The following is a 14,481-nucleotide window of genomic DNA, read 5'->3' as shown; positions in this document are numbered from 1 at the left end:
TTGCGGGCGGCATTACACGAAAAATCCCGTGCATCCAAGACGGAATGAAGCGTTTTCCCAAGTGTTAGATCATTGCCATGCCGCCATTCACATGAATGGTCTGGCCGGTGACGTAGGCTGCCTCGTTGGAAGCTAGGTAGGCGACGGCAGAGGCGACTTCGGCGCCCGTGCCCATGCGCCGGGTCGGGATCGCCGCCATGATCGCCTCTTTCTGCTTGTCGTTGAGCTTGGCGGTCATCGCCGATTCGATGAAGCCCGGGGCGACGCAGTTGACGGTGATATTGCGGGTGGCGATCTCCTGCGCCAGCGATTTGGAAAAGCCGATCATACCGGCTTTGGAGGCGCAGTAGTTGGTCTGGCCGGGATTGCCGGTGACGCCAACCACTGAAGTGATGTTGATGATGCGGCCATGGCGGCGCCGCATCATCGGATGGGTAAGCTCGCGGGTCAGCCGGAACACGGCGGTCAGGTTGACCTCGAGCACGCTATCCCAGTCGGCGTCAGCCATGCGTACGAACAACCCGTCCTTGGTGATGCCGGCATTGTTGACGAGGATGTCGACGCCTTCGAGGTCGGCCTCCGCCTTCTGGCCGAGCGCCTTGACGTCGTCGCGGTTGGAAAGATTGGCCGGGAAAAGCTTGACCCGGTCGCCCAGTTCGGCGGCCAGCGCCTCCAGTTTCTCGATACGTGTGCCATGCAGGCCGACGATGGCGCCCTGGCCGTGCAGCACGCGGGCGATCGCCTCGCCGATACCTCCCGATGCGCCGGTGACGAGCGCCTTGCGGCCGGTCAATTCGAACATTCTTGCCTCCTGATCTGAGCGAACACCCTTCGCATGGAGCGGGGTCAAATCGCCAGTTGATTATGCAAGCGCCGCCAGCGCCGCCTCGACATCCGCCGCGGATCCGATGGCAGTGGTGGCAATGTCGCGGTTGATGCGGCGGGCCAGCCCCGACAGCACCTTGCCGGCGCCCACTTCGTAAAGCGTCGCAACGCCGTTGCTGCCGAACCACTCCACCGTTTCGCGCCAGCGCACGCGCCCGATCACCTGTTCGACGAGTCGGCGGGCGATCTCGTCGGGATCGCTCGTCGGGGTCACCGTAACATTGGAGACCAGCGGCACGACCGGCGCACTCTTCGTCACGGCGGCCAGCGCCTCCCGCATGATCTCGGCCGCAGGCTTCATCAATGCCGAATGGAAGGGCGCTGAGACCTGCAGCATCAGCGCCCGCTTGGCGCCCTTCTCCGTGCATAGCCTCGCCGCCAGTTCGACCACTGGCCTGGCGCCGGAGATCACCAGCTGGCCGCCGCCATTGTCATTGGCGATCTGGCAAACCAAGGCTTGTGCGGGATCTTTGGCGGCGCCCTGGGCGGCCTCTGCGCAAGCGGCTTCGACGTCGGCCTGTTCCAGCCCGATGATCGCCGCCATGGCGCCCTCGCCGGCCGGCACAGCCGCCTGCATGGCGTTGCCGCGGATGCGCAACAGCCGGGCGGCGTCGGCGACCGAAACGAAACCTGCGGCCGCAAGTGCCGAATATTCGCCGAGCGAGTGGCCGGCGACATAGGTGACCTTGCCGTTCAGGGAGAAGCCGCGCGCCTCCAGCGCCCGGATTGCGGCAAGCGACACCGCCATCAGCGCCGGCTGGGCGTTGGCGGTCAGCGTCAGCGTCTCTTCCGGGCCTTCCCAGATCAGCTTCGATAGGTTTTCGCCGAGCGCGTCGTCAACTTCCTCGAAGATCCGCCGCGATTCCACAAAGGTATCGGCGAGGTCCTTGCCCATGCCGACAGCCTGGCTGCCCTGCCCCGGAAAGGTGAATGCGATGGCCATCGGCGGCTCCCAGCTGCTGGTTCACGTTGCCTGTGACGCAAGGCGTGCGGCCAAGTCAAGTCCAACCTTGATCGCGTAATATCGGCCGAGTGCCTGTTTCGGCAGGCTTTTTGGCGATCACTCATGATGAAAACCGCTCACGATTTGTTTGCTGGCTCTTCTTATTTCCGCCGCAGGCGCTAAGCTTTGCGTGACAGTTCGATGACAATCGAGTGACGCTTTTGTTGCGGGCCGGGGAACTATTGAAGTGGCAAAGACCAAGCAGAGCGCAGCCGAGGCGGCGCCCCAGTTTCTTGAAGGCGATCCGTCGACCGGCTATCTGCCGGCGCGCAAATGGCCTGTCATCCGCTATGGCCTTATCAGCTTGCTGGCTGCGGCCATCCTTGTGTTTGCCATCGAACTGATCGTGCGCGGCAACTTTGCCGGCACCATTGATTTCTTTCTGCAGCCTTTCAAACCCGGCTGGACCACGATCATCATTTTTGCGCTGATCCTCATCGGCCTCGACGCCGTGCTCGGCCGCAGTCACCAGAGCCTGATGATCGTCGCGCCGCTGACATTGTCGCTGGCGTTCGTCGGCCACCAGAAGTCGCTGTATCTCGGCGATCCGCTCTATCCGACCGATTTCCTCTATTCCCGGCAGATCGTGGCATTGATGCCGCTTCTGGTACGCGATCGCCCGGGAACCGCCATTGCCCTGGCGATCGGCATCGTCGGCGGGCTGTCGCTGCTCGTCTATGGCTGGCGGCTATGGCGCCGCCGCGTTCCGGCACTCAGCCACAAGGGCCGCCTTGCCCGGCTGACGCTGACGGTGCCGCTGATCGCCTTCTTCGTCTCCATCATGGACTATGCCACTTTCTCGTGGACACGCGACCGGCTGCAGATCATCCCGATCATGTGGGACCAGAAGGAAAACTATGCCTCGAACGGTTTTGCGCTCGCCTTCGCGCTGAACGTCCCGATGGCGCATGTCTCGGCGCCGCCCGGCTATTCCGGCAAGGCGATCGAAGCGATCGGCAAACCGCAGGTGACGGCTTCGGTACCCGCCGAGAAGCCCGACATCATCGTCGTCATGAGCGAATCCTTCTGGGATCCGACCAAGCTACCCGGCGTCACCATCACGCCCGACCCTGTCCCCAATGTGCGGGCACTGCGCACGGGTTACATGTTCTCGCCCGAGTTCGGCGGCATGACGGCCAACATCGAGTTCGAGGCCCTGACCGGCTTTTCCAACGCCTTCCTGCCGGCGGGCAGCATTCCCTACCAGCAATATGTGCGGACACCGACTCCCTCGCTGGCGACCTTCCTGAAAAGTCAAGGCTACCGGGCGCGCGCTATCCATCCCGGCACTAACTGGTTCTGGAACCGGGGGGCCGTCTATGCCGATTTCGGCTTCAACGACTTCAAGTCCGAGGAGACGTTGCCGCCCATGCAGAAGCGCGGACCGCTCGCGTCGGACGCTGCGATGACCGACGAGATTATCCACGAAGCCGATACCAGCGCCGAGCCGGTCTTCTTTTTCGCCGTCAGCCTGCAGAACCACGGGCCGTATGAGCCGTATCGCTATAACAATCCGACCCACAAGGTGCAGGCGCCGATCAGCCAATGGGCGCGTGAATCGCTGTTGAGCTATGCCGAAGGCTCTTCCGACGCGGACCGCGGCCTCGAGCGGCTGATCGAATGGGCGAAGAAACGCGAGCGGCCGACCGTCATCGCGTTCTTCGGCGACCATCTGCCGCCGCTTGGGCCGGTCTACGTCGAGACCGGCTTCCTGAAGGACAATGTTGCGCCGCGCAAGGAGGCGGCCGACCAGATGCTGCTGCACCACCAGACGCCGCTGATCGTCTGGTCGAATCGCAGCGGCCCGGCCGAGGATCTGGGCGCCGTCAGCCCGTCCTTCCTGCCCTACCATATCCTGAAGACAGCCGGCATCAGCCATCCCTATTACACCGGCTTCCTCGGACAGTTGCGAGAGCGCTACCGCGTTATCGACCGCAATTTGCTTTTGGCACCGGGGGGCGACGCCACCCCCGATTGGTCGCGTCAGAAAGAGATCGATCCGGCAATCCGCGACTTCCGTCTGCTGCAATACGACATGATGTTCGGCAAGCGCCATGCGGCGCCCGATTTCTTCCCCGAAACCACAGGCAAAGTGGCTGCACACACGAGTTGAGCAGCGGCGGCGGGAGAGCGGCCGACGTCGTTCAGTTCGTCAAGTGCAGCTGCGAAATCGAGCTTCCGATTTTCAGGAAGACGCTTTCGAGCTGACTGACGTCGTTGGTCGGGTAATAATCCGACGGCGACGATGCGCAGGCCTCGTAAAGCTTGCGGTTGGCTGCGGTGTCGGCCTGCAGCAGCACTGTGAATATCTGCACGTCCTGCTTCTTCAATGTGTTGCATACATTGGTTGTCCAATCGTCGACATTGCGCGCAGCCGCGGTCTGGTCGCTGGATCCAAACCGACCCGAGGCCAGGAATCCGTAGGAGCCATAGTCCGACTTCTGTGGCGTATCCTTCGCGCCATAGACAACATTCTCGCCGTCGGTGAGCAGCAGCACCGTTTTGGTCGTGCCTGACGCCCTGAACGGCGCGCCGTCGCTGTAAGGCGGTTCCGGCGAGAGCACCCGCATCCCCCATGACAAGCCTTCCGAAACATTGGTCCCCGAGCCGTTCCATTCGATCATCTCACCGACGGCCTTCCGCAATTTGTCGAAATCATCGGTCAGCGGCACTATCGGCGTCGGACAGGCCCGGTTTGGGCCGATAGTCAGTGGGCCTCTCTTGTCGTTGATCAGCTTCATCGTCGAAACACTGTACTTCGCCATGTCGCTGGTGAGGCCGGGAAGCACGGTGACAACGGTATCGTCGAGATAGGAATTGTTGTAGCCGGTCGCTGAATTGCCGTAGGAGCTGGTTGGATTTTTAGCGTTACCTGGATCGTCCGGCGCGAAATAGGGTACGAACAGGGTGTCCGGTTTGTTTTGGTCGGGCGAAATGTCGGAAACATTGTTGGTTCCGGGCCGCGCTTCGACGCAGCCTCTCCATTCGACGCCCAATTGCTTGAACAGGTCCATATGGTTGACGCGCTTGCCGCCGACCAAGGGGAAATTGGCGCCATTGTTCGGCGATTTGCCGGCCATGTCGATCCAGGCCGGATCGTAGTCCTCGCCCTTGACGTTGACCGCGGTGACGAACGGCACCACCGCTACACGTACGCTGCGCGTCGGCGACTTCGCCGTTTCGAGCATGTCGATCAGGGCCGTCGCCGCCGTCCGCAATGCGCCGATGCGATCGTTGCTGGCCATCGACCCGGTATTGTCGAGCACCAGCACGACTTCGAGCTGATTGGTCGATTCGACGGCGCCGGCATCGACGGTGATGCGCTTGTCGTTGCCGAACAGGAAGGCGAAGTTCAAATTGACGTCGGCCATGGCGACAGCCTTTGTCTGGATGTAATTGAGGCCCCTTTCCACGGTAAGCGTCGCTTCGGCGTTCCTCAACTCGCTGTGGCCGGCGACATTGGTCTGGAAGTAGCGGTCGAAGACGTCCTTGCGCGAAGCCTCGATGTCGCCGAGATGCGAAGATGCAAGGTTCGCGGCATCGAGCGCGTTCTGCAAGCTGACCTTGGCCCTCATCAAGGTGGACACGTCCACGGCAAAGGCGACGGCGGTCAGAACCGCAGGCAGCCCGAACGCCAGCATCAGGGCAAAGTTGCCGCTCTTCGAACGGCAGAATTTGTCGAAAAGCATTTTTGTCCCCAAAACCGCCTTGCTGCCGACCTCGCACAGACTGTTTGCTTTTGCATCCGCATGATGAACGACGGGTTGCCGCCACGCCCGCCGGTGCTGGAACTTCGCATGGTGGTTAAGGTCCGGTTTCAGGAAATCCGTACGCCTTGCCGTCGAGGCCCGTGGCGCTCTGGGACGGTAGGGCCGTTTGCCCTGTCGTTTGGCCTTGCTTTGCGGTCAAATTCCTGTATAGACGCCCGCAATCTGCCGGTCCTTGCTGGGGGCTGAACGGAGGGCCGGAGGTTTTTCGAAACCTTCGCGTGAAGCCAGAAGCGCTTCCGCCTCCCGTGTCTCCGCTCTCGACCGTCTCGTCATGCTCCTTTCTTCCCCGCCTTCGCAAGGATTGCGGGTCAGAGAAGTTGCAGAGGCTTTTGCCGCCGGGAACCGGGAGAGAAACGAAGAAAGGCACGAACACTATGGCTCTATACGAACATGTGTTTCTTGCCCGGCAGGACCTCTCGCAGCAGCAGGTCGATGCGCTTGTCGAACAGTACAAGGGCGTCATCACCGCGAATGGCGGGTCCGTCGGCCGGGTCGAGAACTGGGGACTGAAGTCCCTCACCTACCGGGTCAACAAGAACCGGAAGGCATATTATACACTCATGGACATCACCTGCCCGCCGGCCGCGCTCAATGAAATGGAGCGCCAGATGGGCCTGTCCGAGGACGTGCTGCGTTTCCTGACCATCAAGGTCGATTCGCATGAGGAAGGTCCGTCGGCAATGATGCAGAAGCGCGAAGAGCGCTCGGAACGCGGCGGCTTCGGCGACCGCGACCGTGGCGATCGTGGCCCGCGCTCATTCGGCGACCGCGATCGCGGTGACCGTGGTGATCGTCCGCCGCGCAGCTTCGGCGATGGCGGTGCCGATCGTGGCCCGCGCCGTCCGCGCGAAGGCTTTGAAGGAGCCGCAGAATAATGGTCGACATCAACCAGATCCCAACCCGGCGCCCCTTCCACCGTCGCCGCAAGACTTGCCCGTTCTCCGGCGCCAACGCGCCGAAGATCGACTACAAGGACGTGCGGCTTCTGCAGCGCTACATCTCCGAGCGCGGCAAGATCGTGCCATCGCGTATCACCGCCGTCAGCCAGAAGAAGCAGCGCGAACTCGCCAAGGCGATCAAGCGCGCCCGCTTCCTCGGCCTGCTGCCCTACGTGGTCCGCTAACACTTCAGGCGGGCGGTTCGCCGCCCGCTTTTTCACCGGCCACGACGGGCGTAGCCGGATCGAACACCAAATCCCGGGTTGGATTTCGACAAGAGATCCTAACTGCCGCGACAGGCAGGACAGCGACACAGGCGGCGACGCCCCAGCTTCCTGACCTGTTCCAGACAACTCGGCGCCGATCCTGAGGATAGCGCCCAAGCGAAGGAACAAAACCATGGAAGTCATTCTTCTCGAACGCGTTTCCCGCCTCGGCCAGATGGGCGATACCGTCAAGGTCAAGGACGGGTTCGCCCGCAATTTCCTGCTGCCGCAAGGCAAGGCGCTGCGCGCCAACGAAGCTAACAAGAAGAAGTTCGAGGGACAGCGGGCCCAGCTCGAAGCCCGCAACCTGGAGCGCAAGTCCGAAGCCGCGCAGATTGCAGAAAAGCTCGACGGCAAGAGCTTCATCGCCGTGCGCTCGGCCGGCGAAACCGGTCAGCTTTATGGTTCGGTCTCGACGCGCGACATCGCCGAGCTGGTGACGGCGGAAGGTTTTTCGGTCAACCGCAACCAGATCCTGCTCAACCAGCCAATCAAGACCATCGGCGTCACCAATGTGGCGATCGCGCTGCACCCGGAAGTCGAGGTTACCATCACGCTCAACATTGCCCGCACGGCCGACGAAGCCGAGCGCCAGGCCAAGGGCGAAACACTGACCACCGCCGAAGCCATCTACGGCGAGGACATCAACGATAATGCGCGGCCGGAAAACTTCTTCGATCCGAATGCGGAGTTCGAAGGCGGCGAAGACAACGGCTGATCGTCATTTCGTCGGCATTCGCCGGCTAATCGCTATTCTGGACCAATGCCCGGGCCTCGTACCCGGGCATTTTTATGCCAAATGGAACTTTTCGAACCCCTATATCTTGATGCAGAATAGGACAGCATGTCTGGCCGAGAGGGGACAATTGGTCATGAATATTCTGCTGAAACGCGTTCTCGACCGCCTGGTCCGCATAGGCAATCTCAAGGTGACAGGGCCGCAAGGCTCGATGGTGACTTTCGGTGACGGCAGCGGCGAGCCGGTGCACATGCACATTAAGACAAGGCATGCCGAGCGCGCAATAACCTTCGATCCGATGCTGGCGGTGCCGGAAGCCTACATGGACGGTGAACTCGACATTCTCGAGGGCGGCGTGCTGGGGGTGATGCGGATTGCCTTCCAGAACATGGGCAGCGGCGGTATCGATGCCACCTGGTCGAAGGCGATCGAAGGTCTGCGCCACGCCTTCCGGCGCCTGCAGCAGATCAACACGGCGTCGCGGGCGCGCCGCAACGTGCAGCGCCATTACGATCTGTCGGGCGACCTCTACCGCCTCTTCCTCGATGAGGACATGCAATATTCCTGCGCCTATTTCGAGCAGCCGGACATGACGCTCGACGAGGCACAAGCGGCCAAGAAGCGCCATATCGCCGCCAAGCTCAGGCTGAAGGCCGGCCAGACGGTTCTTGATATCGGCTCCGGCTGGGGTGGGCTTGGGCTCTATCTAGCCAAGGCGTTCGACGTCGACGTGCAAGGCGTGACGCTGTCGACCGAGCAGCACGGCGTCGCCACCGACCGCGCCCATGCGCAAGGCCTGCAAAACCGGGTGCATTTCGACATCAAGGACTATCGCGAGCTTAATGAGCGTTTCGACCGCATCGTCTCGGTCGGCATGTTCGAGCATGTCGGCGTCAATCATTTCCGCACCTTCTTCGACAAGTCGGCGACGCTGCTGAAGCCGGACGGCGTCATGCTGCTGCACACGATCGGCCGCTCCGGCGTGCCGTGGGCAACCAGCGCCTTCATCCGCAAGTACATCTTCCCGGGCGGCTACATCCCGTCGCTCTCCGAAGTGATGCCGGCCATCGAGAAATCGGGGCTCGTCGTCACCGATATCGAGGTCCTGCGGCTGCATTATGCCGAGACGCTAAAGCATTGGGGCGAGCGCTTCGCCGCCAACCGCGACAAGGCCAAGGCGATTTATGACGAGCGCTTCTGCCGCATGTGGGAGTTCTATCTTGCCGCCTCGGAAGCCGCTTTCCGCTGGCAGGATCTGGTGATTTTCCAAATCCAGATTGCCAAGAAGAACGACACGCTGCCGATGACGCGCGACTACATGGCCAGTTGCGAGAAGGCGCTGGAGATGCGCGATCTTGGACGTCGTGAAAAGGCTTCTGCGGCCAAGCCCACTCGCCGCCGCAAGGTGGCGGATCCGGAGTAGACTGCCTGCGATTGCACCATTGCCGCTTGCCATTGCCGGCCGGCACGCTGAAAAAGGTCCCGTCAACGCGGGACCTTTTTTCATGACCTACCTCCTCTACGTCGCCGCCGCACTTGCCGAGATCGCCGGCTGCTTTTCGTTCTGGGCGTGGTGGCGGCTGGACAAGTCGCCGCTGTGGTTGGCGCCCGGTCTCGTCTCGCTGGTGCTATTTGCGTGGCTGCTGGCGCTGGTCGACGCCAGTGCGGCCGGTCGTGCCTATGCCGCCTATGGCGGCATCTACATTGCCGCCTCGCTGGCCTGGTTGTGGCTGGCGGAAGGCGTGCACCCCGACCGCTGGGATCTTGCCGGTGCCGCGATCTGCATCGTTGGCGCCTCGGTCATCGTGCTCGCACCTCGGGCGGCGTAAGCGATGGAACTGCCCGTCCCGCTTAGACAAGGCGTCGACCGCCTTCTCGAACAGGTGCCGTTGCCGATGCTTAAGCAAGCGGCAAAGACGCTGTCGGACCGCTACCGCGCAGAGTTGCGCGACGGTCGCCTGCACATGGCCGAAGACATGGCGGTGAAGGCCTATCTGGCAACGCGGCTGCCGGCGACCTATGCCGCCATCCGCGCCAGCCTCGATGCGGTCAGCGAGGCACGGCCGGATTTTTTCCCAAAAACCCTGCTCGATGTCGGCGCCGGCCCTGGTACGGTGCTTTGGGCCACAATCGATCTCTGGCCCGATCTCGAACAGGCGGTGCTGCTCGAGGCCGGTGCCGCGGTGCGACGCGTCGGCGAGGCGCTTGCCGCCGAGGCGGTCACTGCCAGGACCGCCTGGCGGACCGGCGATGTCACTATCGACCTAGCCGAGCTGGAGCCGGCCGAGCTGGTGACCTCAGCCTATGTGCTGGACGAGATCCCGCCGGCATCGCTGGCAAAACTCGTCGACCGGCTCTGGCAGCTGACCGCCGACACGCTGCTGGTCGTAGAGCCAGGCACGCCGGCCGGCTGGCAGCGCATCCTTGCCGTGCGCCGGCAGCTGATCGAGGCGGATGCGCATGTGCTCGCGCCATGTCCGCATGAGGCGCCTTGCCCGCTCGTCGCCCCCGACTGGTGCCATTTCGCCCGTCGCGTCGCCCGCTCGCGCCTGCACCGGCTGGCCAAGGATGCCGAGGTGCCGTGGGAGGACGAGAAATTCATCTTTGTCGCCGCATCCCGCCATCCGGCCGCTCCGTCCCGGGCGCGGGTGATCGCACCGCCGAAATCGGGCTCCGGCAAGGTCTTGCTGAAGCTTTGCCAACAGGATGGGAGTGCTGCCGAGCGACTGTTCACCAAGCGCGACGGCGAGACGTTCAAGGCCGCGCGGCGACTGGACTGGGGTGATGCCTTGCCGGAATGACCGGCAGCTATTTTCCTGTTTTGTTCTCGCCTGAGAACGGCTAGGCTCGCCATCTTGATTCGAGTCAATCGAGATTCTTTCCACCGAAAGATCCTGGCTGTGAATCGCGGGCATCAAAGTTGGTTGGTTGGGGACTGATGCAGATAAGTCATCACCGACTTGTCTCGTTCTGATATCGAGAGACGGGGATCAGGACCGGGGACATCATGGCAGAGGCAGCACGAAAATTCGGCGTGGCGGAAACACCGCTCTATCGCGAGGCGCCGAACAACATCGAGGCCGAGCAGGCGCTGCTCGGCGCCATACTGGTCAACAACGATGCCTTCTACCGCGTCTCCGACTTCCTGAAGCCCGGCCATTTCTACGAGCCGCTGCATAGAAAGATCTTCGAGGTCGCGGCCGAGCTGATCCGCATGGGCAAGATCGCGACGCCAATCACGCTGAAGACCTTCCTGCCGGCCGACGAGAAGGTCGGCGACATGACGGTGGCGCAATATGTCGTGCGGTTGGCGGTCGAGGCCGTCACCGTCGTCAACGCCACCGACTATGGCCGCGCCATCTACGATCTGGCGACGCGGCGCGCGCTAATCACTGTCGGCGAGGACATGGTCAACATCGCCTATGACGCGCCGGTCGACATGTCGCCCTCCGACCAGATCGAGGATGCCGAGCGGCGCCTGTTCGAATTGGCCGAGACCGGCCGCTACGATGGCGGCTTCGAGAGCTTCACTGATGCCGTCAAGACCGCCGTCGACATGGCCAATGCGGCTTATATGCGCGACGGGCATTTGTCGGGCGTTGCTACCGGCTTGCGCGATCTCGACCGCCGCATGGGCGGCCTGCAGTCGTCCGACCTGATCATCATTGCCGGCCGCCCCGGCATGGGCAAGACCTCGCTCGCCACCAATATCGCCTTCAACATCGCCGAGGCCTATGTCCCGGCGCAGCAGGCGGACGGCTCGTTCAAGGCGGCCAATGGCGGCGTCGTCGGCTTCTTTTCGCTCGAAATGTCATCCGAACAGCTGGCCACGCGCATTATTTCCGAACAGACGGAAATCCCATCGTCGAAAATCCGGCGCGGCGAGATCAGCGAGATGGATTTCGAAAAGCTGGTCGCCTGCTCGCAGACAATGCAGAAAATCCCGCTGTTCATCGACCAGACCGGCGGCATTTCCATCGCTCAGCTGTCGGCCCGCGCGCGTCGCCTGAAGCGCCAGCGCGGCCTCGATGTCATCGTTATCGACTATATCCAGCTGATGCAGGGATCGAGCGCGAAATCCTCGCAAAACCGCGTCCAGGAAATCACCGAGATCACCACCGGCCTCAAGGCACTAGCCAAGGAGCTGGCGGTGCCGATCATCGCGCTGTCGCAGCTGTCGCGCCAGGTCGAGAGCCGCGACGACAAGCGCCCGCAGCTTTCGGATCTGCGCGAATCGGGCTCCATCGAGCAGGACGCCGACGTGGTGCTGTTCGTCTACCGCGAGGAATATTATCTGAAGAACCGCGAGCCGAAGCCGGGCACCGACGAATACATCAAATGGGAACACGAGATGAACGAGATGCGCGGCAAGGCCGAGGTCATCGTCGCCAAACAGCGCCACGGCCCAACGGGATCGGTCAGCCTCGCCTTCCAGGGCGAGTTCACCCGCTTCTCGGACCTTGCGGAAGAGCATCATTTGCCGGATCGGTTCGAGTGACCTCTTGATACAGGTCTCATTCCTTCGCACCCCCCTCTGTCCTGCCGGACATCTCCCCCTCAAGGGGGAAGATCGGATGTCATTTCGGCTTTCGGCAATCGTCAATGCTGCTAGATATACGCCAATATCGGAGCTGCCAATCTCCCCCCTTGAGGGGGAGATGTCCGGCAGGACAGAGGGGGGCGCTGTCCCGCCGACCTGTCTTTCAATTGCCGCAGGCCGCGCCTGATGGCCAAATCCCGTATCCAGTTCATCTGTCAGAATTGCGGATCGGTGCATCAGCGCTGGGCTGGCAAATGCGATGCCTGCGGCGAGTGGAACACGCTGGTCGAGGAAGGTACGTCAGGCGGTATCGGCTCCGGCCCGGCCAATACGCGCAACGCCCGCAAGGGTCGTGCGGTGGTGCTGACCAGCCTCTCCGGCGACATCGAGGACGCGCCGCGCATCGTCTCCGGCATCGGCGAACTCGACCGCGCCACCGGCGGCGGCTTCGTGCGCGGCTCGGCGCTGCTGGTCGGCGGCGATCCCGGCATCGGCAAGTCGACGCTGCTCACCCAGGCCGCCGCCGCACTGGCAGCAAAGGGCCACCGCATCGTCTATGTCTCGGGCGAAGAGGCGGTCGCGCAGATCAGGCTGCGCGCCCAGCGGCTCGGCGTCGCCGACACCCCGGTCGAGCTCGCCGCCGAGACCAATGTCGAGGACATCCTCGCCACCATCGCCGATGGCAAGCGGCCGGACCTGGTCATTCTCGATTCGATCCAGACGCTATGGACCGACATGGCGGATTCGGCACCCGGCACGGTGACCCAGGTGCGTGCCGCCGCCCAGGCGATGATCCGCTATGCAAAATCCACAGGGGCGGCGATCGTTCTGGTCGGCCATGTCACCAAGGAGGGCCAGATCGCCGGCCCACGCGTCGTCGAGCACATGGTCGACGCGGTGCTCTATTTCGAGGGCGAAGGCGGCCACCACTACCGCATCCTGCGCACCGTCAAGAACCGCTTCGGGCCAACGGACGAGATCGGCGTCTTCGAAATGTCGGACAAGGGCTTGCGGGAAGTCGCCAACCCGTCCGAGCTTTTCCTCGGTGAGCGCCATGCGAAGTCGCCGGGTGCCGCGGTTTTCGCCGGCATGGAAGGCACACGGCCGGTGCTGGTCGAGATCCAGGCGCTGGTGGCGCCATCGACACTGGGCACACCGCGCCGCGCCGTCGTCGGCTGGGACGGTGCCCGGCTGTCGATGATCCTGGCGGTTCTGGAAGCCCATTGCGGCGTCCGCTTCGGCACGCACGACGTCTATCTCAACGTTGCCGGCGGCTACCGCATTTCGGAGCCGGCGGCCGACCTGGCAGTGGCGGCGGCACTGGTTTCCTCGCTCACCGGTCTTGCCCTTCCCGCCGATTGCGTCTATTTCGGCGAAATCAGCCTTTCGGGTGCGGTGAGGCCGGTTGCGCATGCGCAGCAGCGCCTCAAGGAAGCCGAAAAGCTGGGTTTCGGACGCGCGGTTCTGCCCTTGGGCAGCGAGGAACTTGTTGGTGGTAATGGGGTCGGGGGGATCGGAGCCGGCGCTTTCCAGCCCACCGAGCTTGCCGATCTCGTGGCGCGCATAGCCGGCTCTCGGCGCAGCCGCGCCGACGAGCAAGAGTGATGCGGCTCGTCGGGCCGTGAAAAAGAGATCGGAGTGGGGCGAAAAACATGCCGATTACGCTGCTTGACGGAATTCTCGTCGGCTTCACCCTGGTCTCGGCGATGCTCGCTATGGTTCGCGGCTTTTCTCGCGAGATCCTGTCGATCATCTCCTGGGCAGCCGCCGCGGCCGCCGCCTTCTTCTTCTACAAGCCGGTGCTGCCTTACATTCAGCCCTATGTCGACAACGAAAAGGCCGCCATGGCGGCGGCCGCCGGTATCGTCTTCATTGTCGCGCTGATCGTCGTTTCGGTCATCACCATGAAGCTCGCCGACTGGATCATCGATTCCAGGATCGGCGCGCTCGATCGTACACTTGGCTTCCTCTATGGCGCGGCGCGCGGCATCCTGGTCGTCGCTGTCGCGCTGCTTTTCTTCAATTGGCTGGCCGGCGCCAAGGCTCCAGGCTGGATTGCCAACGCCAAGTCAAAGCCATTGCTCGAATCGATCGGCGCCAAGCTCGAAAGCCTGCTGCCCGAGGATCCGGAAAACGCCATCCTCAACAAGCTCAATCCGAATCAGCCGGCCACCGAGACGCCTCTGGCCCCCGACGCGCCTGCTGCGGAAGCCCCTGCCGCCGGCGACGACGCCACTGCTCCGGCACCCGACGACAGCGATGCGCCGCCGGCCGACAATGCGCCCGCGACGCCGGCACCTGCAAACCCGGCGCCGGCAAACTGATTTCGACAGACTTGCC

General features: G+C 62.9%; 13 protein-coding genes. 10 read left to right on the top strand and 3 right to left on the bottom strand.

Features of this window, described 5'->3' with window-relative positions; all coding sequences use genetic code 11:
• Positions 1–64: 64 nt before the first annotated feature.
• Together fabG and fabD are read right to left on the bottom strand one after the other, a co-directional pair.
• Entirely contained in the window at positions 65–802 is a 738-nt protein-coding gene (gene fabG, locus NKI25_RS23975) for a 3-oxoacyl-[acyl-carrier-protein] reductase (protein ID WP_352453223.1), read from the bottom strand.
• Positions 803–862: 60 nt separating this feature from the next.
• The gene (fabD, locus tag NKI25_RS23970; RefSeq protein WP_352638426.1) at positions 863–1,828 is read right to left on the bottom strand and encodes an ACP S-malonyltransferase; all 966 of its coding nucleotides are present in this window, start codon (positions 1,826–1,828) and stop codon (positions 863–865) included.
• Positions 1,829–2,075: 247 nt separating this feature from the next.
• Here fabD and NKI25_RS23965 point away from each other — a divergent pair, with 247 nt between their 5' ends.
• Positions 2,076–4,001: an LTA synthase family protein gene (locus NKI25_RS23965; protein ID WP_352827115.1), complete on the top strand. Its 1,926-nt coding sequence runs from the start codon at positions 2,076–2,078 to the stop codon at positions 3,999–4,001.
• Positions 4,002–4,032: 31 nt separating this feature from the next.
• Here NKI25_RS23965 and NKI25_RS23960 read toward each other — a convergent pair whose 3' ends face one another.
• On the bottom strand, positions 4,033–5,577 hold the full coding sequence (locus tag NKI25_RS23960) for a pilus assembly protein (protein ID WP_023677708.1): 1,545 nt from the start codon (positions 5,575–5,577) through the stop codon (positions 4,033–4,035).
• A 455-nt stretch (positions 5,578–6,032) separates the two neighbouring features.
• Here NKI25_RS23960 and rpsF point away from each other — a divergent pair, with 455 nt between their 5' ends.
• The 9 genes from rpsF (at position 6,033) to NKI25_RS23915 (ending at position 14,465) form a co-directional block, all read left to right on the top strand.
• Positions 6,033–6,533, top strand: coding sequence for a 30S ribosomal protein S6 (rpsF, locus tag NKI25_RS23955; protein WP_023677709.1), 501 nt, complete (start codon positions 6,033–6,035; stop codon positions 6,531–6,533).
• Positions 6,533–6,781: a 30S ribosomal protein S18 gene (gene rpsR / locus NKI25_RS23950; RefSeq protein ID WP_006203718.1), complete on the top strand. Its 249-nt coding sequence runs from the start codon at positions 6,533–6,535 to the stop codon at positions 6,779–6,781. The genes rpsF and rpsR overlap by 1 nt, the downstream gene beginning before the upstream one ends.
• Before the next feature lie 214 nt (positions 6,782–6,995).
• A complete protein-coding gene (rplI, locus tag NKI25_RS23945; RefSeq protein ID WP_254820243.1) occupies positions 6,996–7,580 on the top strand; it encodes a 50S ribosomal protein L9 in 585 nt (194 codons plus the stop codon).
• Between the two features lie 154 nt (positions 7,581–7,734).
• Entirely contained in the window at positions 7,735–9,024 is a 1,290-nt protein-coding gene (locus NKI25_RS23940) for a cyclopropane fatty acid synthase (RefSeq protein ID WP_352454398.1), read from the top strand.
• Positions 9,025–9,106: 82 nt separating this feature from the next.
• Complete coding sequence (locus NKI25_RS23935) at positions 9,107–9,430, top strand: YnfA family protein (protein ID WP_352708513.1); 324 nt, start codon at positions 9,107–9,109, stop codon at positions 9,428–9,430.
• 3 nt (positions 9,431–9,433) lie between these two features.
• Positions 9,434–10,402, top strand: a complete 969-nt coding sequence (locus NKI25_RS23930; protein ID WP_352708512.1) for a small ribosomal subunit Rsm22 family protein — start codon at positions 9,434–9,436, stop codon at positions 10,400–10,402.
• Between the two features lie 206 nt (positions 10,403–10,608).
• On the top strand, positions 10,609–12,099 hold the full coding sequence (locus tag NKI25_RS23925; RefSeq protein ID WP_023677714.1) for a replicative DNA helicase: 1,491 nt from the start codon (positions 10,609–10,611) through the stop codon (positions 12,097–12,099).
• Between the two features lie 228 nt (positions 12,100–12,327).
• Entirely contained in the window at positions 12,328–13,746 is a 1,419-nt protein-coding gene (gene radA, locus NKI25_RS23920; RefSeq protein WP_352453216.1) for a DNA repair protein RadA, read from the top strand.
• A 47-nt stretch (positions 13,747–13,793) separates the two neighbouring features.
• Positions 13,794–14,465, top strand: a complete 672-nt coding sequence (locus tag NKI25_RS23915) for a CvpA family protein (RefSeq protein ID WP_023677716.1) — start codon at positions 13,794–13,796, stop codon at positions 14,463–14,465.
• The last annotated feature ends 16 nt before the right edge of the window (positions 14,466–14,481 follow it).

Source organism: Mesorhizobium sp. M0808 (assembly GCF_040320025.1).
In the GTDB taxonomy this organism is placed as follows: domain Bacteria; phylum Pseudomonadota; class Alphaproteobacteria; order Rhizobiales; family Rhizobiaceae; genus Mesorhizobium.
Note: the sequence above shows the minus strand (reverse complement) of the source record. Positions and strands in the feature narration are given on the sequence as shown.

Bases quoted from the DNA above. Each gene is read 5' to 3' on its own strand.
- rpsF (WP_023677709.1), top strand. From the start codon at position 6,033: ATGGCTCTATACGAACATGTGTTTCTTGCCCGGCAGGACCTCTCGCAG.
- NKI25_RS23960 (WP_023677708.1), bottom strand. From the start codon at position 5,577: ATGCTTTTCGACAAATTCTGCCGTTCGAAGAGCGGCAACTTTGCCCTG.
- NKI25_RS23915 (WP_023677716.1), top strand. From the start codon at position 13,794: ATGCCGATTACGCTGCTTGACGGAATTCTCGTCGGCTTCACCCTGGTC.
- NKI25_RS23940 (WP_352454398.1), top strand. From the start codon at position 7,735: ATGAATATTCTGCTGAAACGCGTTCTCGACCGCCTGGTCCGCATAGGC.
- rplI (WP_254820243.1), top strand. From the start codon at position 6,996: ATGGAAGTCATTCTTCTCGAACGCGTTTCCCGCCTCGGCCAGATGGGC.
- fabG (WP_352453223.1), bottom strand. From the start codon at position 802: ATGTTCGAATTGACCGGCCGCAAGGCGCTCGTCACCGGCGCATCGGGA.
- NKI25_RS23930 (WP_352708512.1), top strand. From the start codon at position 9,434: ATGGAACTGCCCGTCCCGCTTAGACAAGGCGTCGACCGCCTTCTCGAA.
- rpsR (WP_006203718.1), top strand. From the start codon at position 6,533: ATGGTCGACATCAACCAGATCCCAACCCGGCGCCCCTTCCACCGTCGC.
- NKI25_RS23935 (WP_352708513.1), top strand. From the start codon at position 9,107: ATGACCTACCTCCTCTACGTCGCCGCCGCACTTGCCGAGATCGCCGGC.
- radA (WP_352453216.1), top strand. From the start codon at position 12,328: ATGGCCAAATCCCGTATCCAGTTCATCTGTCAGAATTGCGGATCGGTG.
- NKI25_RS23925 (WP_023677714.1), top strand. From the start codon at position 10,609: ATGGCAGAGGCAGCACGAAAATTCGGCGTGGCGGAAACACCGCTCTAT.
- fabD (WP_352638426.1), bottom strand. From the start codon at position 1,828: ATGGCCATCGCATTCACCTTTCCGGGGCAGGGCAGCCAGGCTGTCGGC.